Source organism: Ruegeria sp. YTSA108, assembly GCF_059610185.1.
In genome coordinates this window covers 45675-64836 of record NZ_JBXWND010000011.1, presented here as the reverse complement: position 1 = coordinate 64836, position 19162 = coordinate 45675, and the positions used below count along the sequence as shown (strand labels likewise).

Here is a 19162-nt window from a genome sequence, read left to right as displayed (position 1 = left end):
GAAAACAGGGAGCGGACGTCAAGTCTGGGCACGTAATTCTCCTAGTTGAAGGCGATGAAGGCTGTTTGGGTGTCCGCGGCTGGCATCAAGGAGCCCATCGCACCCGTCGGAAACTGGGTGATTTGCACCGGGAACAGCGGTGCGGCGGGTTGTGTGAAGGGATCACGCGACATGCGGGCAGTTTGCACCGCCGTGCCCGGGTCAAGCTGAGCATGAACAATCTGGTAGCGGCTGGAATAGGTCTTGGCCAAAGCCGGGGTTCGCGAGTGATAGGCCCCCACCGCTGCCGGCCACGACCCAAGTTCGGAATATAGCTGTTTCAGAAACCGGGCCGCGTAGCTGGCGTTAGTCTCGGGGTCGAACATGGCATCGATCGACTGAAAGGCCTGCCCGTGCCAGCGATAGTTGATTTGAAAGCACCCGATATCAAAGCTGCGCTTTCCGGCTTGGAAAATATCCGCGACATAGGCTTTAGCCTCCTGCTCAGATCGGAACCAATGGCCGCGCCCTTCGACATTGATTGCCCATGGCCATGGCTCAAGCCGGCCTTCGACCGCGCGGCCGGTTTCCACCCGCGTTATGGCGCGCAGCACATCAAGCGGTATGTCTTGGGCGAGGGCCGCGCGGCGGGCGGCCTGATCACATGCCTGAGACATCCGGGCCTCCGCGCCCGCAAAGCTCTGACGCGCTGCCAGAAGCAACGCAACACATGCTATGACAATGAATAGGCGATTTGGCATTCTGCCGGTCCGGGATTCTGATCAGTCCGGGCCACGCTAGCCTTGCCTTGGTTTACAGAGGGTTATCAGTCAATCAGATTCGATCAATCCGCCGGCCAAAAACAACGCTCGTATTGGTGCGCAGAACACCGGGGATTCGTGCCAGATCATCAACGAGAATATCCAGATCCTCGATCCTTGGCGCGTCAGCGGTCAACAGCAGGTCAAAGTCACCGTTGATCGAAAGACAGAGTTTAACCTCGGGATAGGCCTCGAGCCGCTTGATGATACGGGTGGTTTCCTTCTGTTGGACCTCGAGCAGAACGACAACCTGGACGCGGGGGGCATCTTCGGGGCTGTTCAGGATCACGGAATAGCCGGCAATGATGCCGCGTTCTTCCATCCGGCTGATGCGTTCATGCACGGTTGTCCGGGCAACGCCCAGTTTTGCCGCGATTTTTGTGGTCGACTCGCGGGCATTATGTTGCAGGACTGAGATGATGCGGCGGTCAAGCTGATCCATTGGCGCTCCGGTGCGGGTCTGGTTTTTCCGGTTTAGGGCAAAACGGCAGCAGGGCTCAAGGCTCACGCGGGATACGGGGGTGCAGGTCGTCTATTATGACGGGATGAGCATGCGGTGGCGGGCCGGCCATGTGCGGGTGGTCACGCGGCAGGTCAGGATGGTCGTGGATCACCGAATGCAGATCAGAACGCGGCCAAAGGGTGACCGCACCGATAATACCCAGAAAGGACATCGCCGCCATAAAGCTCAGGGCAGTTGTGGCCCCAAACAGGGTCATCAGCCCGCCTGCCAGAGGATACAGCACCAGCCAACAGCAATGAGACAGCGTGAATTGGGCCGCAAAGACGGCGGGGCGGTCTTCGGGATGGGCCGAGCGGGTCAGCAGGCGGCCAGACGGCGTCAGCGTGGTGGAATAGCCAAAGCCAGCTAGGGCCCACAAAACGATCAACAGACCCAAAGACAGCGGGGTTGTCGCAAATATTGCGGCGGCCCCGGCCATGGTGGTGCAGCACAGAAGGGCGCCGGCAAACATGACCTTTCGATCCTCGATCCGGTCCAGCATCCGGGGTAGGATAAAAGCGGCAAGCATAGAGCCGCCACCAAAACCGGCCAGCGCAGCGGCAACGGCGCTTTCCGACAGCCCCAGATCTGATCGCACGATGACCACAGTGTTGACGATCACCATTGAGCTGAGTGCTGCCGCGCTCCAACTCAGGGCAAGAAGGCCCCGCAGCCGGGGTGTATTCAAATAGATGCGTATGCCACGTGTTGTCCGTTCGTATATCCCGCGCGGCTTACTTGGTTTGGGTGATGGCAAAGCCACCGACACCACCAGCAGCGCCGAAGCGACAAATCCCAGGGCGGTGCCCCAGAACAGGCTGTTGAAGCTGACCAACAACAACAGGGCTGCGGCGAATACGGGGCTTAGCAGGCTCTCCAGATCATATGCCATCCGCGATAGGGACAGGGCACGGGTGTATTCGCGCTCATCTGTCAGTACATCGGGGATTGTAGCCTGAAATGCAGGGGTAAATCCGGCCGAGGCGGATTGCAGCACGAAAATCAGGACATAAACCTGCCAGACCTCGGTCACAAAAGGCAGACACAGCGCGACAGCCGCACGGATCAGGTCAAGCACCACCAACATCTTGCGCCGGTCCAGCCGCTCGGCAAACGCGGCCGCCAATGGCGCGACCGTGACATAGGCCACCATTTTGATGGTCATCGCGGTGCCCAACACCAGGCCGGCCGCATCCCCTGCCAGTTCAAAGGCCAACAGACCCAGCGCGACCGTGGCCAGCCCAGTGCCCGTCAGGGCTACGATCTGCGCGGCCAACAGGTGGCGATAGGTCCGATTTCTAAGAACGCTCAACATTGATTGATATCTGCCGCAGTCTAAAGGCTCTGTCACCCCAAACCTTCATTTAGGTCTTGACCAACTGCGACAGCGGCAACCGGCTGGCGTACAGGGATGGCGTTGAGTTTAGGGAATAAAGCGCCTATCTCGGTGGCGATACCGCGCAAAGGAATACTCGGGTGGCTAACTATTTGTACAAAAACGACCTGCCGGACGGGTTGGATATGGGGCCGGTGGTGGCCATTGACTGTGAAACCATGGGTCTAAACCCGCATCGCGACCGCCTCTGCGTGATCCAGATGTCGGGCGGCGATGGCAATTCGCATATCGTTCAGGTCGAAAAGGGCCAGACCGAGGCACCGAACTTGTGTGCCATGCTGGAAAACCCGGATGTGCTGAAACTGTTCCATTTTGGCCGTTTCGACATTGCCGCGATGTATCACGCCTTTGGTGCGTTAGCCGCGCCAGTCTATTGCACCAAGATCGCCAGCCGTCTGGTGCGCACCTATACCGACCGGCACGGGCTGAAAAACCTGTGCAACGAGTTGATCGGCGTCGATATCTCGAAACAGCAGCAGATGAGCGATTGGGGCGCCGAAACGTTGAGCGAGGCGCAGCTGGACTATGCCGCCTCGGATGTTCTGTATCTGCACCGCCTGCGGGAGGAGTTGAACAAGCGCCTGGCGCGAGAGGGCCGGACAGAGATGGCGCAGGCCTGTTTTGACTTCTTGCCGATGCGTGCGAAACTCGATCTAGCCGGATGGCCAGAAACGGATATTTTTGCGCACTCATGACTGATACCGAAGCATTTCTGAGAACCGCCCGTCAGGTGGTGACAGACGAGGCCCGCGCGCTGGAGGTACTGGCCGACGGTCTGGATGAACATTTTGCCCAAGCGGTTCAGCTGATTTTGCAGGCCTCGGGCCGCATCATCATCAGCGGCATCGGCAAGTCGGGTCATATCGGGCACAAGATCGCGGCCACGCTGGCCAGCACCGGTACACCGGCCTATTTCGTGCACCCGGCCGAGGCCAGCCATGGCGATCTGGGCATGGTTTCAAAAGGCGATGTGGTTCTGGCCATCTCGAATTCGGGCGAAGCGCCAGAGCTTGCCAACCTGCTGGCTTTTACCCGCCGCTTTGGCATTCCACTGATTGGCCTGTCCAGCAAGCCGGAAAGCACGCTGATGAAACAGGCAGACGTGCATCTATTGATCCCGTCATTGGGCGAGGCCTGCGGCTATGGCATGGTGCCTTCGATTTCCACGACGTTGACTTTGGCCATGGGCGACGCGCTGGCGATAGCGTTGATGAAGTATCGCAACTTCAAACCCGAAGATTTCCGCGCCTTTCATCCCGGTGGAAAACTAGGTGCACAGCTGAGCACGGTGCAGGATCTGATGCACAAGGGCGATGCGTTGCCGCTGGTTTCGGTCGGAACACCCATGAGCGATGCGCTGATCGAGATCAGCCGCAAGGGCTTTGGCGTTGCCGGGGTTGTCGATCCGCAAGGTCAGGTGGTGGGCATCATCACCGATGGCGATCTGCGGCGTCATATGGAGGGCTTGCTGGGCAAAACGGCCGAGCAGGTGATGACGCAGAACCCAACAACCATCCCGCCCGGCGCGTTGGCCGAAGAGGCGGTGGCCATCATGAATGACCGCAAGATCACCTCTTTGTTTGTGGTCGAGGAGGGCAGTGATCGCCAGGCCTTGGGCGTGCTGCATATCCATGATTGCCTGCGCGTTGGTCTGGGGTAGAGGGGCGTTCGATGGACGGACATTCCCGGATGGTGCAATTTCTGAAGGTGTTGCTGCCTTTGGCAGCCATTGTGCTGCTGTCGACGGTTTTCCTGCTGTCACGCAGCATCGAAACCAGCGTGTCCGTCCCGTTTACCCAAAAAGACATAGATGAACGTCTGGCCGACCAAGTGGTGACCCAACCCCATTATCTTGGAACAACCAGAAAAGGCGAGGAAGTTCAAATTCAGGCGGCCCAAGCGACCCAGGGGCGCGAAGGGTCATTGCCCACGACTGCCGAGTTTAGAGGGCGGTTGGGATTGTTGAATGGCGGCATCATAACGATGGATTCAAATTCCGGTATGATCCGCCCGGACAAGAATTCCGCAACGTTTGTTGGGGATGTCCTGATAACGACGACGGACGGAATTCAGGTCAGAACTGATCTTCTGAATACCTCTCTGGATGAAATCCGCGGCGACACTCCGGGTCAGGTCGATGGCACCGGCATCATTGGAGATTTTTCCGCGGGACGCATGACATTTGGTACCGAAAAAAAGGATGGGCCGGTCCATATTCTTTTTACAGATGGTGTTAAGCTGGTATACGAGCCTGAAAAAACAGAAAGATAAGCCGTGATTGATTTGCGATTTGCTGTTGTTAGTTTTGCGCTGATGGTCGGTGCCTTTTCGGCGTCGGCACAGGAAACGCAGGTCGCCTTCGGGTCAGCCAAGGCGGATCCAAGCCAGCCGGTCGAAGTCACCTCGGAATCCCTAAACGTCAATCAAGAAGACGGCACGGCCGAGTTTATCGGTAACGTCCTGATCGTGCAGGGTGAGATGCGCCTGACCGCCGAGCGGGTCCTGGTCATCTACAACGCCGACAGGTCCGGAATCGAGCGGATGGAGGCGACAAATGATGTGGTTCTTGTCAGCCCGCCTGATGCAGCCGAAGGCGACTGGGCCGAATACACAATCGACTCGGGCGAAATCGTGATGCGCGGAAATGTGCTTTTGACGCAAGGCCCCAGCGTTATCAGCGGCGATCAGATGAATGCCAATCTGACGACCGGAACGGCAAAGATGACTGGCCGCGTCAAAACCATTCTGAATCCGGATAGCAACTGATGGAGCGTCCGAATTTGTCTGTGGCCGAAGGCGGTTCCGGCCTCAGGATCGAGAAACTGCGGAAATCATACCGTAAGAAGACCGTAATACGCGAAGTCTCGATGACGTTGGGCCGGTCCGAGGTGGTTGCCTTGTTGGGTCCGAACGGATCAGGCAAGACCACAACGTTCTATTCGGTCGCCGGGCTTGTCTTTCCCGAAGCTGGCACTGTGACCATTGACGGCCAAAACGTGACGACCCTGCCGATGTATAGGCGCGCGCGGCTTGGGATCGGATATCTGCCACAAGAGATGTCGATTTTCCGCGGGATGAGTGTCGAGGACAACATTGCCGCCGTTCTGGACATCACCGTGAAGCACAGCCATCGCAGGAAAGAGCGGCTGGAAGAGCTGTTGTCCGATTTTTCGATCGAACATCTGCGCCGCGCCCCGGCATTGGCATTGTCCGGTGGCGAGCGTCGCCGTGTCGAAATTGCCCGTTGTCTTGCGGCTGATCCGAAATATCTGTTGCTGGACGAGCCGTTTGCAGGCGTGGACCCGATCAGCGTCGGCGATATCCGCCATCTGGTAGCGGACCTGAAAAAGCGCGGCATCGGCGTGCTGATCACTGACCATAACGTGCGCGAAACACTGGAAATCGTGGACCGGGCCTATATCCTGCATGATGGTCAGGTGCTGATGTCGGGCACGCCGGATGAAGTCGTCGAGAACGAAAATGTCCGCCGGGTCTATTTGGGCGAAAACTTCCGTATTTCATAGGCTTGCGCGGAATTGCGCCCAGCGCATGGCTGAAATCACGTATATACACGCCTGTTTTGATTGACTCTGCCGCCGTCTCTTGCCTCAATTGGGTTATGGCATTTCTTCAGTTCCAGTCGGGATCGCGGTGCACCTTTGCTAAGGGGTACGTTTCTCAGCAACTGCGGAATATGCCGATATCCCCCACCCGATAAAAACACGTGCGTTGCGTAACGCAGCGTCAAAATGGGTGTGAATTGTGAAGGAGATCACATGCGTTACCAAATTAGCGGAAAACAGATCGACATCGGCGAGGCACTGCAGACCCATGTGCAGACCGAGCTAGGGGAGGTTGTTGGAAAATATGCCCAGCGCCCGACCGACGCCAATGTCGTCTTTTCCCGTTCTGCGCATGAGTATGTTTGCGAAGCCACCGTGCATCTTTCGACCGGCCTGACTGCGCAGGCCAAGGCCCACGCTATCGAAATCTACGCAGCATTCGAGGCCTGCTGTGACAAGATGGAAACGCAGTTGCGCCGGTATAAGCGCCGCCTCAAGGACCATCACAAGGACCGATCCGAGCCGGTTGAACTCTTTGGTGCTTCCTCTTATATCCTCGCCTCTGACGAATCAGAGTCGGCTGATGAACCTGAAACGCTGCAGCCGATGATCGTGGCTGAGATGGAAACCAAGATCCCATCGTTGAGTGTTGGTGAAGCCGTTATGCAGATGGAACTAGCCGGCGCCCCGGTGCTGGTGTTCCGGAATGAAAACAAGGACGGATTGAATGTCGTGTATCGCCGTGAGGACGGCAACATTGGCTGGATTGATCCGTAACAGGCAAGAATAGCAAGGCAAGCCCCTGCACAAGCAGGGGCAAGGCCATGGAGCGTGATCATGGAGCTTTCGAGCATACTGAAGCCCGAGGCAGTACGTGTATTGTCCGCCGCTTCCAGCAAGAAGCGGCTGTTTCAGGAAATCGGCGATGTTGCCGAGGGGGCCCTTGGTCTTGACGCGCAGGTTGTTGTGGATGGCCTGCTCGAGCGGGAGAGCCTTGGCCCAACAGGCGTTGGTCATGGAGTTGCCCTGCCACATGCGCGGCTGGGTGATCTGGCCGAAGTGGCTGGCGTTTTCGTAATGCTGGAAAAGCCGATTGATTTCGGTGCGGTAGACCGCCAGCCGGTTGATGTCGCTTTTGCGTTGTTTGCCCCAGAAGAGGCGGGCGTGGACCACCTAAAGGCGCTTGCGCTGGTGTCCAGAACGCTGCGCAATACGTCGGTTTGCGCAAAGCTGCGCGCCAATCCTGATCCGGTCAAGCTCTATGCAATTTTGACCGAGGCGCAGTCGGTCCAGGCGGCTTAACTGCCCCAAAGGCAAAAATAGCCCCCGGTTTTCGGGGGCTTTTGCGTTTTAACCACCGGTTCCCATTTCCAGGGTCCACCAGATCTTCCCGCCGTTCTCCTGGTGCCAGGCAAAGCCCATCTGGGTGGCTTTGGCATCCATGATGACATTTCGCGGTCCGGGTTCCTGCATCCAGGCGGCCAGCGTTTCGGTCTCGGTCTCATAGGTTTCCGAGATCGCCTCGCCGAGGAAGGTGCCGTAATAGCCGACGCGCGTCGCCCGATCCAACGGCGAAGATCCGTCCGAGCCAAAGTGCCAGGGCCGATTCTGTCGCGCCATATCCTTGGAATGGGTGGCGGCCGCGGCATTGAGCTGAGCATTCAGTTGTACCGGCTGAAGGCCCGATGCCTGGCGGAGGGCGTTAACCGAATCCAACATCCGGAATTGCAGCTTTTCTGGATTGCCACGGATCTTGTACACCGTTGGCAGGGGGCGCCCATCTGCCCCATAGGTTGGGGATCCACCCGGCGTACAGGCGGCCAGTGCAATAAAGCTAGCAAACAGTAATGAAATGATGCGCGTCATGATCGACCTGATTATTGTGTTGCCATACGGCATAGCGTGACAGAAGGCTGTGGGCAAACGCACAATGGCTTTGTTCTGCGTGATTCTGCCGGTTTCAATTGCGACTGAAGCATTCTGGCAATAAAATGCACAGGATTTTTAGATTTTCTGTGAAAAGGACCTGCGATCATGGTCAAGAAAAGCATTACTCATACAACCCGACGCGGATTCGTCGCGGGTGTCTCGGCTCTGGTCGCCTCGCCTGCGATTGCCCAATACACCCCCGGAGACCCGCTGCGCCCCGCACCCGAGGACGAACCCGCGGTGCGCCGTAACATCTCTGGCTTCAGGGCGCTGGACTGGCAGCCCTATTTTTCCAACACGAAAAACGGCGCTATCCTTGTCGATACAGTGTCGCGGGCGCTGCATTACTGGTCTGACGATCAATCGGTGTACAAACTATACCCGTCGTCGGTTCCCCTGACCGAAGAGCTGACGCGCCGCGGCCGGACCAGTGTGATCCGCAAGGTCGAGGGCCCAAGCTGGTCGCCAACACCTTCGATGAAGAAAAGAAATCCGGAATGGCCAGACTATATCCCGCCGGGTCCGGATAACCCTCTGGGAACACATGCTTTATATCTAAGCTGGAAATATTACCGAATTCACGGAACCCATGATACGCGCAAAATTGGGCGCCGATCTTCGAATGGGTGCATCGGTCTTTTCAACAACGATATTGCCGAACTGTTCTCAATGGCCAGGGTTGGCACGCAAGTGTTGCTAATTTGACGACATTTCCGCGCAGGTACCCGCTTGTGGCGCAACTTCCATTTGCATTCCAGTTGGATAGCTGATTAGAAAAAAACACGAGGTAAGTCTTGAGTGCATGGTTTCACTATACGGAACCGTGCGTATCCTGGAGGTTAATATGAAGAAACTCGTTCTCGCCGCTGCACTGACTGCTGCTGCTTCGACCGCTTATGCAGGCAACCTGGAAGAGCCGGTTGTTGAAGCACCTGTTGTTGTTGAAGAAACTCAGGGTTCGTCAAACGGCATCATCCTGCCGCTGATCCTGTTGGTTGTTGTTGCCGCAGCTGTTGCAGCAAGCTAATTCGACAAGCGATATCTAAAGAAAAGGCGGTGGAGCTTTCCACCGCCTTTTTTTGTGCCTAGTCGACTGGGTGGCTTAGTCCAGCCAACCCTTCAAATTATCCTCGATCACCTTGCCCAGGGCCGCTATGTGCGATTCGTCATCGTTCAGGCATGGGATATAGGTAAAGCTTTCGCCGCCCGCGTCCTCAAAACTCTCTTTGATCTCTTCGTTGATCTCTTCCAGCGTTTCGATGCAATCGGAGGAAAACGCTGGTGCGATAACGGCGATCTTCTTCTTACCCTGTTTTGCCAACTCGGCCACATGGTCGACCGTATATGGCTTGAGCCATTCTTCCGGGCCGAATCGTGACTGGAAGGTCGATACAAGCTGGTCGTCAGACCAGCCCAACCTTTCTTTCAGCAACCGAGTCGTTTTTGCGCATTGGCAGTGATAGGGGTCGCCTTGTTGCAGGTAGCGTTCCGGCATGCCGTGGTAGGAACAGACCAGTATGTCCGGTTTGTCCACCATCGCGGCATAGGCCTTTTCAACCGAGCCCGCCAATGCGTCGATATAGGCGGGTTCGTCAAAATAGGCGGGCACGGTACGGCTGGCGGGTTGCCACGTCTCATCCATCAGAGCGCGGAAAAACTGGTCATTGGCCGTGGCGGTCGTGGCGCCTGCGTATTGTGGGTACAGTGGAAAGAACAGAACCCGGTCGCAGCCTGCCGCGACCATTTCCCGGACCTTTGATTTTGTCGATGGGTTGCCGTAGCGCATGCAGAATTCCACCATGACCTTGTCGCCATAGCGTGCCTGCATCGCGTCACGCAATTTGGCGGTCTGGTCCTTGGTAATCGTCATCAGCGGGCTTTCGCCCTTGTCGTGGTTCCAGATCGACTTGTACGCCTCACCCGAGCTGAAGGGCCGTTTGGTCAGGATGATCCCCTGCAGGATTGGCTGCCATTTCCACTTGGGATAGTCGATCACGCGCTGGTCCGACAGAAACTCGTTCAAATAACGGCGCATGGGCCAATAGCTGTAATCGTCGGGGGTGCCGAGATTGGCCAGCAGGATGCCGACGCGGCCCGTTTTGACTTTGGGGTGATCCGCCGGGGCATGATCGGGGCGTGTGGCGTCAAACATGTTTCACTTCCTGAGATGTCTTTGCTTCGGGCTGAGATAACCGGAATTCCGCATTCGTCAATCGGACAGTTTGCCTTCGCTTGCGCCCAGAGCATCCGCAAGCCGCATCTGGGCCGAGCCCGGACGCAGCGGTTTTGGCTGGCTTTCATCGGGAGACCAGCCGGTTAGGCAGACCAGTTCGAATGTCGCCTTGAGGCGTTTTTGATCAGTGCTGAAATGGTTGGCATAGATGTGTTGCGCCCGGGCAAAGACCTGCCGGTTTGTGGGGTGTTTCATGCGGTTTTGCAGGCTGTTGGTTTCACCCATTGCCCGAAGGTCATGCATCAGGTGGGTCAGATCGCGATATTCCGCCGTCAATCGCGCGGTATCAGCAACCGGCAGGGCCAGTCCGGCGCGTTGCAGTAACCCGCCCAGATCGCGCAGCTCGGCCATCGGCGCGATGCGGGGGCTGAGGCCGCCCGTGACCTCAACCTCGGCCTGCCCAAGTGCGGCGCGCAGTTCCCGCAGGGTTTCACCGCCCAGACAGATCACCAGCAACAGCCCATCAGGTTGCAGCGCGCGGTGACACTGGATCAACTGCCCAACCGGATCATTGGCCCAGTGCAAAGCCATGGCATGGATCACCAGATCATGGGCACCGGGAGTCAGGTCCAGCACCTCGTTATCCGGGATGATCCGCGCCATTGGCAACACATCCTGCCAGACTTGCGCAAAAGGGGTCACGATCGCCGGGTCCGTAAAGCTTTTATTAACCAAGGCGAGCCGATCCTGAACCTCGTCAACTGCGGCGCGGTGCAAGAACAAGGCATCTTCCCGTGCGCGGGACCGACGCCGTGCAAGGATTGCGCGGTCGAACAGTGAGGGTGCGTTGGAATCAGGCAGTTTCATAGGGCGCAACTATCGCATGTGGCAGCGGATTCAAACCGCTGTCCAGATGATCTATCCCCCGCGCTGTCTGGGATGCGGTGATTTGACCGAGTCGGATTTCGGCCTCTGTGGCTCCTGTTGGCGTGAAACGCCCTTTATCGGTGGCGCTGTATGTGAAAGCTGCGGCGTGCCCTTGCCGGGTGAGGCCGATGGCCACCGAATCGAATGTGATGACTGTATGAAAACGCCGCGCCCCTGGCGCGATGGGCGGTCTGCGCTTTTGTATGATGGCAAGGCGCGATCCCTGATTCTGGCTCTGAAACATGGGGACCGGCCCGAGCTTGCACGCCCTGCGGCGCGCTGGATGGCCCTGGCGGGTCGGGATTTGTTTCGCGAGGACATGCTGATCGCGCCGGTACCGCTGCATTGGTCCCGGTTGCTGAAACGCAGGTACAACCAATCCGCCCTGTTGGCGCAGCATCTGGGGCGGCAAACCGGGTTGGAGGCCTGTCCGGACCTTTTGGTCCGACGGACAAGAACGCCGGTTTTGGATGGAAAAACAGCCGCACAGCGCATGGAAACGCTGGAGAATGCGATTGCAGCGCATCCCAGGCGGCTTCGGCAGATGCAGGGGCGCGATATTCTGCTGGTCGATGATGTCATGACATCAGGCGCAACATTGACCTCATGTGCACGTGTCTGTCGTGCATCCGGGGCAAATCATATTTTTGTGTTGACCCTAGCGCGCGTTGCCAAGGATACCTAACTCGCCCAGGATTGTGCGAAACCCAAAGGTACGGAATATGAAATCGGTAGAAATATATACCTCGCCGCTCTGTGGCTTCTGTCACGCTGCAAAACGGCTGTTGAATCAGAAGGGCGTCGAGTTTCAGGAAGTCGATGTGCTGAGGAACCCAAAACGCAAACCTGAAATGATCCAGCGCGCCGGTGGCAAGCGCACCGTACCCCAGATCTTTATCGGATCGCAGCATGTGGGTGGATGCGACGACCTGTATGAGCTGGAACGTCAGGGCAAGCTGGACGGTTTGCTGGCGGCCTGATGAAAAGCGTCCTGCTTCAGATCACCTCGTCGGATGATCCGGCTGAAAACCTGAAAATGGTGCGCGCCCTGATGTCCGAAGCGGCAGGGCAGGGTGCGCGGTTCGTTCTGACGCCCGAGGTGACGAATTGCGTGTCCACCTCGTCCACACGGCAGCGGGAAATCCTGCAATACGAAGAAGATGACCTGACACTAGCGGGGCTGCGCGAGCAGGCCGCGAGCCTGGGGATCTGGTTATTGATCGGCTCGTTGGCGATCAAAACACATGATGCGGGTGGTCGGTTTGCCAATCGGTCTTTCATGATTGATCCTCAGGGGCAGATCGTGGCGCGGTATGACAAGATCCACATGTTCGACGTGCAGGTGTCCGAGGCCGAGACGTTTCGCGAGTCCAAAAACTACCGTCCCGGCACACGAGCGGTCATAGCCGAGACAGATTTCGGCAAGGTGGGTCTGAGTATATGTTATGATATCCGCTTCCCCCAACTGTACGCATCTCTGGCGCAGGCTGGAGCGCGCATTCTGACGGTTCCAGCCGCTTTTTCACCGGTCACGGGTGAGGCCCATTGGAAGTCGCTGTTGCGGGCGCGGGCGATTGAAAACGGATGCTGGGTGTTGGCCCCGGCGCAGACCGGTGAACACCCTAAAACCAGGGGAAAGACCCGCAAAACCTACGGTCACAGCATGGTCGTTGCCCCATGGGGAGAGGTCGTCATCGACGCAGGGACCGATCAGGGCATTCACTTTTTCAATTTGGATGATAGTTCTGTTACAGAAGCACGAAGCCGCGTGCCTTCGCTGACACATGTCCGTCCCTTTGACGGCCCCTGATCCAGAATCTGGACTATGACAAACGATACCAATGCCCTCGCGGTCACGCTGTTCAGCGAGATCCTGACCGCAGACCAGTTATTGCGTAACCGGCTCAGCCGGGTGCTGCCCAGGGGCATGGAAATTTCGCATTTCTCGGTTTTGAACCATCTTGTCTTTGTCGGCAACGAACGCAGCCCGGCACAGCTAGCCGATACGTTTCACGTGACCCGAGGTGCCATGACCAATACCTTGGCCAAGCTGGAATGGGCCGGATATATCCACATCCGCCCCGACTGGGACGACGCCCGCCGCAAGATGGTCGCCATCAGCCCCGCTGGGCGGAGTGCTCGGGATCAGGCGATCTCCTCCATTGCGCCGCTGATCAACCGCGTGGTCGGAGAGCTGGGGCTGGAGCGGGTCCGCAGCACGCTGCCCGTGCTGCGGGATTTGCGATTGCAGTTGGAGGGGGAGTAGGTTCACCCCGGCTTCACGCTCGCCGTCACATAATTCACGCTTAAATCCCGGTCCGAGATCGACCAGCTCCACAGGATCGGGTTGAATACGAAACCCTTGCGGTCCACCGGGTCCAACCCGGCTTGACGCAACAGGTCGAACAACTCGTCAGGGGTGATGAACTTGTTCCACTCATGCGTGCCGCGCGGCAGCCAACGCATGATCACCTCGGCACCAAAGATGGCCATCGCATAGGATTTCGGGTTGCGGTTGATGGTCGAACAAATCTCAAGCCCACCTGGTTTCAGCAAATCCCGCGTGGCTGTCAGAAAGCTGAGCGGGTCGGCCACATGTTCGACCACCTCCATGTTCAGAATCACATCAAACTGCTCACCTGCGGCGGCCATCGCCTCGGCAGTGGTGTGGCGATAGTCGATCCCAAGCCCTGATTGCTCGGCATGGATGCGGGCGACGGGCAGGTTGCCCTCGGCGGCATCGGCGCCCACGACCTCGGCGCCAAGGCGAGCCATGGGTTCGCTCAGCAAGCCTCCTCCACATCCGATATCCAGCAGGCGCAGGCCCTCGAACGGGCGCGGGGCTTTCAGATCACGGTCAAATTCGCCTGCGATTTGCTGTGTGATATAATCCAGACGACAGGGGTTCAGCATATGCAGGGGCTTGAATTTCCCATGCGGGTCCCACCATTCGGCGGCCATCGCCTCGAATTTTGCGATCTCGGACGGGTCTACCGTGTTCGGATGCGCTTGCATTCCTGTCTCCGTATGCTCTTTTACGTTTAAGGACTATATAGGGCCATAATGGACAAGTACCCGGACCAAAAGCGCGCAGTGCAATATCTTTACCCGCCGATCGACCCGTTCGATCAGCGCATGGTCGATGTGGGCGATGGTCACCTTATCTATATGGAACAATGCGGCAATCCGGATGGCCTGCCGGTGGTCGTGTTGCACGGAGGCCCAGGTGGCGGATGCAGCCCCGCAATGCGGCGCTATTTCGATCCGGACGTCTTTCGGGTGATTCTGTTTGATCAGAGAGGCTGTGGACGCTCGCGCCCGCACGCGTCGGTCACAGACAACACAACCTGGCATCTGGTGGCCGATATCGAACGGCTGCGCACCCTGTTGAACATCAGTGACTGGGCCGTTTTCGGTGGAAGCTGGGGCGCAACCCTGGCGTTGATCTATGCGCAGGCGCATCCCGACCGGGTGAATAGGCTGATATTGCGCGGCGTGTTTCTGGCAACGCAGGCCGAGCTGGACTGGTTCTATGGTGGTGGCGCGGGCAAGTTCTGGCCCGAGCAATGGTCCAAGTTCACCGCTCTGCTCTCCGAGACTGAGCTTTCCGACACGATTGGGGCCTATAACAAACGTCTGTTCTCAGGGGATCGGGCGACTGAGGTTCTGTACGGACGGGCCTGGTCCGCCTGGGAAAATGCGCTGGCGTCAATCCATTCGAACGGATCCACCGGAGAAAGCCCGGGTGAGTATGCGCGCGCCTTTGCCCGGCTTGAGAATCACTATTTCATCAATCGGGCTTTCCTTGATCAGGACGGGCAGATTCTGGAGCAGATGGATCGGATCGCTCATATTCCCGGCCATATCGTTCAGGGCCGCTATGACATGATCTGCCCACCGCATTCTGCCTGGAACCTGGCCGAGCGCTGGCCGAATGTCGAATTGAAGATGGTCCGTCAGGCAGGCCATGCCCTGTCTGAACCCGGCATCAGTGCCGAACTGGTCCGCATTATGAACCGCGTGGCCGAGGGGGTAGCATGACCCGCATTGACCGCCGCGCGTTGTTTGCATCAGGTGCCGCTGCGGCGCTGTTGGCGGCAACAGGCGCCTCACTGGCGAATACGCCCAAGCCGGGCGGAACCCTGCGGCTTGCGGTGCCGCGTGACGACAGTCTTGAACAGGTTGCACGGGGGGCGGTGTTTGACACGCTGACCGAAATCGCACCGGACGGTACCTTGCGAGGTGAGCTGGCAACAGCATGGCAGACCGATACGGATGCCCGGATCTGGACGTTTGATCTGCGCGATGATGCGGTGTTCCACGACGGCGTAGCATTGGATATCGCTGATGTGATGGCGGTTTTGGCCGAAGTCGGGCGCGCCGAAGCGCTGGCCCCTAACCGGCTGCACCTTGAACTGGCCAAACCTAATCCCGGTCTGCCTTTCCTGCTGGCCGAAAGTCAATTTGTCATCCCGCGGGCTGGTCAGAGCGTCAAACCGCTGCAGATCGCCAATGGCACCGGATGCTACCGTGTCGAACGGGCTGAGGATGATCGCCACTTTCTGGGCCGCAAAGTTGTTGACCATTATAAGAGCACTCAGGCCGGCTGGGCGGATGCTTTTGAGATTATCGTCATTCCTGATGCCTGCGTCCGGGCCGAAGCATTGCGGGATGGCTATGTGGATATTGCTGCCCTGCCATCATCCGAAGGCTTGAATGGACTGCGCGGTCTGCGCCTTCACCCCAGCGAATCGGATATTGCGCTGGCTGCTGCTGCTCATGTTGGTATGCCCCAGCAGATCGGCGGCGCGCGCGCGCTGGACGACGGACGCATCGCTGAACGGTGGTGGTTGGCGTAAATTCCGGTCAGGGTTCCTGCCGGGGGTTGCAGACTCGGGAAACCCTGCGTATATGCAGTTGCAACAGCGGCGTGTCAGACTTCTGGTCTGGGGCTCCACCGGGAATTTCGACGGGCCGCGCGCCCGTTTTTTTGTGCCCGACTGACAGGGTAGAGTAGCTGATGACAAACGAACTGATAGCCAAAGCTGCCATTGATCGGAGACTGGCCGAGATCATCACCCCAGTGATCGAAGATCTGGGGTATGAGCTGGTCCGTATCCGCCTGATGAGCGGCAAGCAGACCACCTTGCAGATCATGGCCGACAAGCCCGATGGTGGCATCGAAGTGGATGATTGCGCCGAGATATCGAACGCAGTCAGTGCCACACTGGATGTCGAAGATCCGATCCTTGACGCCTATGCGCTGGAAGTGTCCAGCCCCGGCATCGACCGGCCTCTGACACGTCTCAAGGATTTTGAGATGTTCGAGGGCTATGAGGCAAAGATTGAAACCGCCGAACTGATCGACGGCCGTCGCCGCTTCAAAGGTGAGCTGGCCGGGATCGAAGGCGATGAGGTTTTGATCAATATCTCCGAGGGAGATGAGACAATCACCATCGGCTTGCAGTTTGACTGGCTAAGCGATGCCAAGCTGGTCCTGACCGATGATCTGATCAAAGAGATGCTGCGCCAGCGCAAGGACGCCGGTGCCCTGAACGAAAACGCTTTCGACGAGATTGAGACCGAAGGGTCCGAAGAGGAGACGAACTGATGGCAATCACCTCAGCCAACCAGCTGGAGCTGCTGCAGACCGCCGAGGCCGTGGCCCGCGAAAAGATGATCGACCCCGGTCTGGTTGTCGAAGCGATGGAAGAATCGCTCGCCCGTGCCGCCAAAAGCCGCTACGGCGCCGAGATGGATATCCGCGTCAGCATCGACCGCAAGACCGGCAAGGCGACTTTTACCCGCGTCCGCACTGTGGTTGAAGATGAGGAGCTTGAGAACTATCAGGCCGAGATGACCGTCGAGCAGGCCAAGCAATACATGGAAGCGCCGGAAGTCGGTAGCGTCTATGTCGAAGAAGTGCCTCCGGTCGAAATGGGCCGGATCGCGGCGCAATCCGCCAAGCAAGTGATTCTGCAAAAGGTTCGCGAAGCCGAGCGCGATCGCCAGTACGAAGACTTCAAGGATCGCGCAGGTACCATCATCAACGGTGCGGTCAAGCGCGAAGAGTTTGGCAATGTCATCGTCGATCTGGGCGGTGCCGAGGCTGTTCTGCGCCGCAACGACAAGATTGGCCGCGAAAGCTATCGCCCCAATGACCGTGTGCGCGCCTATATCAAGGAAGTTCGCCGCGAGGTTCGTGGCCACCAGATCTTCCTGTCGCGCACCGCGCCTGAATTCATGGCTGAACTGTTCAAGATGGAAGTGCCGGAAATCTATGACGGCATCATCGAGGTCAAAGCTGTTGCTCGTGATCCCGGATCGCGCGCCAAGATCGCTGTCATTTCCTATGACGGCTCGATCGACCCTGTCGGTGCCTGCGTTGGTATGCGCGGCAGCCGTGTGCAGGCCGTCGTGAATGAGCTGCAGGGCGAAAAGATCGACATCATTCCATGGAATGAAGATCAGCCCACCTTCCTGGTGAACGCGCTGCAGCCCGCCGAGGTGTCCAAGGTGGTTCTGGACGAAGAAGCCGGCAAGATCGAAGTTGTGGTTCCCGAGGAACAGCTGAGCCTCGCCATCGGTCGCCGTGGTCAGAACGTACGTCTGGCCAGCCAGCTGACCAACCTGGACATCGACATCATGACCGAGGCCGAAGAATCGGCGCGTCGTCAGAAAGAGTTCGAAGCCCGCACCGGCCTGTTTATGGAAAGCCTGGATCTAGACGAATTCTTTGCTCAGTTGCTGGTATCGGAAGGCTTCACCAACCTGGAAGAAGTCGCCTATGTCGAGCTTGACGAGCTGTTGGTCATTGACGGCGTCGACGAAGGCACCGCGCAGGAACTGCAGACTCGTGCGCGTGAGCACCTGGAAGCACAGGCCAAAGCGGCGCTGGATGCAGCGCGTGAGCTGGGTGTCGAGGACAGCCTTATTGAATTCGAAGGTCTGACACCCCAGATGGTAGAAGCGCTGGCCAAGGACGACGTGAAAACGTTGGAAGACTTTGCCACCTGCGCTGACTGGGAACTGGCTGGTGGTTGGACCACAGTTGATGGTGAGCGTATCAAGGATGACGGTGTTCTGGAGCCTTTTGGCATAACGCTGGAAGAGGCGCAGGATCTGGTCATGACCGCACGCATCATGCTGGGCTGGGTTGATCCTGCCGAATTGGAGCAAGCTGAAGAAGACGGCGTAGCGGCCGACGAGGAAGCCGAGGCCTGATCGCAGGCTTCGGGTGGCGCACATGGGTCGCGGTGGCGTCCATAAGGATCGGTCTGACGGACCCGAACGCAAGTGCATTGCCACTGGCGAGGTTCAGCCTAGATATGGGCTGATCCGCTTTGTGGTCGGGCCAGACGGTCAGGTCTTTCCTGATGTCGCGGCAAAACTGCCGGGGCGCGGTGTTTATGTCTCGGCCGACCGTAGCGCGTTGGATAAAGCCATCGGCAAGAAATTGTTCGCGCGGGGGTTCAAGGCGCAGGTCACTGTGTCAAAGGATCTGGCCGATGAGGTTGAAAAGCAGATTGCGCGGCGCGTGATCGAGCTTTTGAGCCTCGCGCGCAAGTCCGGTGATGCGGTTGCTGGCTATGAAAAGGTCAAGGCAATGCTGGACCGGGAAGAGGCCCAGATATTGCTTCAGGCGTCCGATGGATCGGGGCGCGGCAAGTCGAAACTCAGCACGCCGCACTTTGGGAAATACATCGGCTGGTTGACCGCAGACGAACTTGGGGCGGCATTTGGGCGCCAAACCGTGATTCATGCGGCCTTGGCCTCTGGCGGACTCGCCAAACGTGTTGTAGAGGAAGCGCAGCGCCTGCATGGCTTGCGCGAAACGGATGACGGCGGCAAGGGCCGCGCGGAAGGGTAAGA

At 58.1% G+C, this 19162-nt stretch carries 25 protein-coding genes; 18 read left to right on the top strand and 7 right to left on the bottom strand.

Going from position 1 to position 19162, the window contains the following annotated elements; genetic code table 11:
• Positions 1 to 41 precede the first annotated feature (41 nt).
• From AC2FHW_RS15230 to AC2FHW_RS15220, 3 genes are all read right to left on the bottom strand, one after another.
• Positions 42 to 740, bottom strand: a complete 699-nt coding sequence (locus AC2FHW_RS15230; RefSeq protein ID WP_496822162.1) for a lytic transglycosylase domain-containing protein — start codon at positions 738 to 740, stop codon at positions 42 to 44.
• Between the two features lie 73 nt (positions 741 to 813).
• Positions 814 to 1242, bottom strand: a complete 429-nt coding sequence (locus AC2FHW_RS15225; RefSeq protein ID WP_142638301.1) for an Lrp/AsnC family transcriptional regulator — start codon at positions 1240 to 1242, stop codon at positions 814 to 816.
• 55 nt (positions 1243 to 1297) lie between these two features.
• Positions 1298 to 2617, bottom strand: a complete 1320-nt coding sequence (locus tag AC2FHW_RS15220; RefSeq protein WP_282022182.1) for an MFS transporter — start codon at positions 2615 to 2617, stop codon at positions 1298 to 1300.
• A gap of 161 nt (positions 2618 to 2778) precedes the next feature.
• On the opposite strand from AC2FHW_RS15220, the gene AC2FHW_RS15215 reads away from it, so the two are divergent.
• The 7 genes from AC2FHW_RS15215 (at position 2779) to AC2FHW_RS15185 (ending at position 7563) form a co-directional block, all read left to right on the top strand.
• Positions 2779 to 3393 (top strand): ribonuclease D, encoded by a 615-nt coding sequence (locus tag AC2FHW_RS15215; protein ID WP_496703761.1) that lies wholly within the window; start codon positions 2779 to 2781, stop codon positions 3391 to 3393.
• Positions 3390 to 4358 carry a KpsF/GutQ family sugar-phosphate isomerase gene (locus AC2FHW_RS15210; protein WP_142638295.1) on the top strand — a complete coding sequence of 323 codons (969 nt, stop codon included), beginning with the start codon at positions 3390 to 3392 and terminating at the stop codon, positions 4356 to 4358. The genes AC2FHW_RS15215 and AC2FHW_RS15210 overlap by 4 nt, the downstream gene beginning before the upstream one ends.
• 11 nt (positions 4359 to 4369) lie before the next feature.
• Positions 4370 to 4969, top strand: a complete 600-nt coding sequence (locus AC2FHW_RS15205; protein ID WP_496697374.1) for an LPS export ABC transporter periplasmic protein LptC — start codon at positions 4370 to 4372, stop codon at positions 4967 to 4969.
• 42 nt (positions 4970 to 5011) lie between these two features.
• A complete protein-coding gene (locus AC2FHW_RS15200) occupies positions 5012 to 5464 on the top strand; it encodes an LptA/OstA family protein (protein WP_142638458.1) in 453 nt (150 codons plus the stop codon).
• Complete coding sequence (gene lptB, locus AC2FHW_RS15195) at positions 5464 to 6222, top strand: LPS export ABC transporter ATP-binding protein (RefSeq protein ID WP_142638291.1); 759 nt, start codon at positions 5464 to 5466, stop codon at positions 6220 to 6222. The genes AC2FHW_RS15200 and lptB overlap by 1 nt, the downstream gene beginning before the upstream one ends.
• A 252-nt stretch (positions 6223 to 6474) precedes the next feature.
• Positions 6475 to 7038, top strand: coding sequence for a ribosome hibernation-promoting factor, HPF/YfiA family (hpf, locus tag AC2FHW_RS15190; protein WP_271950796.1), 564 nt, complete (start codon positions 6475 to 6477; stop codon positions 7036 to 7038).
• A gap of 60 nt (positions 7039 to 7098) precedes the next feature.
• The gene (locus AC2FHW_RS15185; RefSeq protein ID WP_142638287.1) at positions 7099 to 7563 is read left to right on the top strand and encodes a PTS sugar transporter subunit IIA; all 465 of its coding nucleotides are present in this window, start codon (positions 7099 to 7101) and stop codon (positions 7561 to 7563) included.
• 48 nt (positions 7564 to 7611) lie between these two features.
• Here AC2FHW_RS15185 and dalA read toward each other — a convergent pair whose 3' ends face one another.
• A complete protein-coding gene (dalA, locus tag AC2FHW_RS15180; RefSeq protein WP_142638285.1) occupies positions 7612 to 8127 on the bottom strand; it encodes a divisome-associated lipoprotein DalA in 516 nt (171 codons plus the stop codon).
• Between the two features lie 168 nt (positions 8128 to 8295).
• Here dalA and AC2FHW_RS15175 point away from each other — a divergent pair, with 168 nt between their 5' ends.
• Together AC2FHW_RS15175 and AC2FHW_RS15170 are read left to right on the top strand one after the other, a co-directional pair.
• The gene (locus AC2FHW_RS15175) at positions 8296 to 8895 is read left to right on the top strand and encodes a L,D-transpeptidase (RefSeq protein ID WP_142638283.1); all 600 of its coding nucleotides are present in this window, start codon (positions 8296 to 8298) and stop codon (positions 8893 to 8895) included.
• A gap of 139 nt (positions 8896 to 9034) precedes the next feature.
• Positions 9035 to 9217 (top strand): hypothetical protein, encoded by a 183-nt coding sequence (locus AC2FHW_RS15170; protein ID WP_142638281.1) that lies wholly within the window; start codon positions 9035 to 9037, stop codon positions 9215 to 9217.
• 75 nt (positions 9218 to 9292) lie between these two features.
• On the opposite strand, the gene hemH is transcribed toward AC2FHW_RS15170, so the two are convergent.
• Positions 9293 to 10342, bottom strand: coding sequence for a ferrochelatase (hemH, locus tag AC2FHW_RS15165; RefSeq protein WP_142638279.1), 1050 nt, complete (start codon positions 10340 to 10342; stop codon positions 9293 to 9295).
• 57 nt (positions 10343 to 10399) lie between these two features.
• A complete protein-coding gene (locus AC2FHW_RS15160; protein ID WP_281973579.1) occupies positions 10400 to 11230 on the bottom strand; it encodes a methyltransferase domain-containing protein in 831 nt (276 codons plus the stop codon).
• Between the two features lie 16 nt (positions 11231 to 11246).
• Between AC2FHW_RS15160 and AC2FHW_RS15155 the strand changes: the two genes are divergently transcribed.
• From AC2FHW_RS15155 to AC2FHW_RS15140, 4 genes are read left to right on the top strand one after another with little or no spacing between them, the layout of a single operon-like run.
• Complete coding sequence (locus AC2FHW_RS15155) at positions 11247 to 11975, top strand: ComF family protein (protein ID WP_281973580.1); 729 nt, start codon at positions 11247 to 11249, stop codon at positions 11973 to 11975.
• Positions 11976 to 12012: 37 nt separating this feature from the next.
• A complete protein-coding gene (gene grxC, locus AC2FHW_RS15150) occupies positions 12013 to 12270 on the top strand; it encodes a glutaredoxin 3 (RefSeq protein WP_142638273.1) in 258 nt (85 codons plus the stop codon).
• Positions 12270 to 13100: a carbon-nitrogen hydrolase family protein gene (locus AC2FHW_RS15145; protein ID WP_142638271.1), complete on the top strand. Its 831-nt coding sequence runs from the start codon at positions 12270 to 12272 to the stop codon at positions 13098 to 13100. The genes grxC and AC2FHW_RS15145 overlap by 1 nt, the downstream gene beginning before the upstream one ends.
• A 15-nt stretch (positions 13101 to 13115) precedes the next feature.
• Positions 13116 to 13556, top strand: a complete 441-nt coding sequence (locus tag AC2FHW_RS15140; protein WP_142638269.1) for a MarR family winged helix-turn-helix transcriptional regulator — start codon at positions 13116 to 13118, stop codon at positions 13554 to 13556.
• A gap of 2 nt (positions 13557 to 13558) precedes the next feature.
• Here AC2FHW_RS15140 and ubiG read toward each other — a convergent pair whose 3' ends face one another.
• Entirely contained in the window at positions 13559 to 14305 is a 747-nt protein-coding gene (gene ubiG, locus AC2FHW_RS15135; RefSeq protein WP_142638267.1) for a bifunctional 2-polyprenyl-6-hydroxyphenol methylase/3-demethylubiquinol 3-O-methyltransferase UbiG, read from the bottom strand.
• 48 nt (positions 14306 to 14353) lie between these two features.
• Between ubiG and pip the strand changes: the two genes are divergently transcribed.
• The 5 genes from pip to AC2FHW_RS15110 all read left to right on the top strand — a co-directional run bounded on the left by pip (position 14354) and on the right by AC2FHW_RS15110 (position 19160).
• The gene (gene pip / locus AC2FHW_RS15130; RefSeq protein WP_142638265.1) at positions 14354 to 15331 is read left to right on the top strand and encodes a prolyl aminopeptidase; all 978 of its coding nucleotides are present in this window, start codon (positions 14354 to 14356) and stop codon (positions 15329 to 15331) included.
• Positions 15328 to 16149 (top strand): ABC transporter substrate-binding protein, encoded by an 822-nt coding sequence (locus AC2FHW_RS15125; protein WP_496710582.1) that lies wholly within the window; start codon positions 15328 to 15330, stop codon positions 16147 to 16149. The genes pip and AC2FHW_RS15125 overlap by 4 nt, the downstream gene beginning before the upstream one ends.
• Before the next feature lie 161 nt (positions 16150 to 16310).
• The gene (gene rimP, locus AC2FHW_RS15120) at positions 16311 to 16901 is read left to right on the top strand and encodes a ribosome maturation factor RimP (RefSeq protein ID WP_142638261.1); all 591 of its coding nucleotides are present in this window, start codon (positions 16311 to 16313) and stop codon (positions 16899 to 16901) included.
• Positions 16901 to 18514: a transcription termination factor NusA gene (nusA, locus tag AC2FHW_RS15115; protein WP_142638259.1), complete on the top strand. Its 1614-nt coding sequence runs from the start codon at positions 16901 to 16903 to the stop codon at positions 18512 to 18514. The genes rimP and nusA overlap by 1 nt, the downstream gene beginning before the upstream one ends.
• A 22-nt stretch (positions 18515 to 18536) precedes the next feature.
• Complete coding sequence (locus AC2FHW_RS15110) at positions 18537 to 19160, top strand: RNA-binding protein (protein ID WP_142638257.1); 624 nt, start codon at positions 18537 to 18539, stop codon at positions 19158 to 19160.
• Positions 19161 to 19162 lie beyond the last annotated feature (2 nt).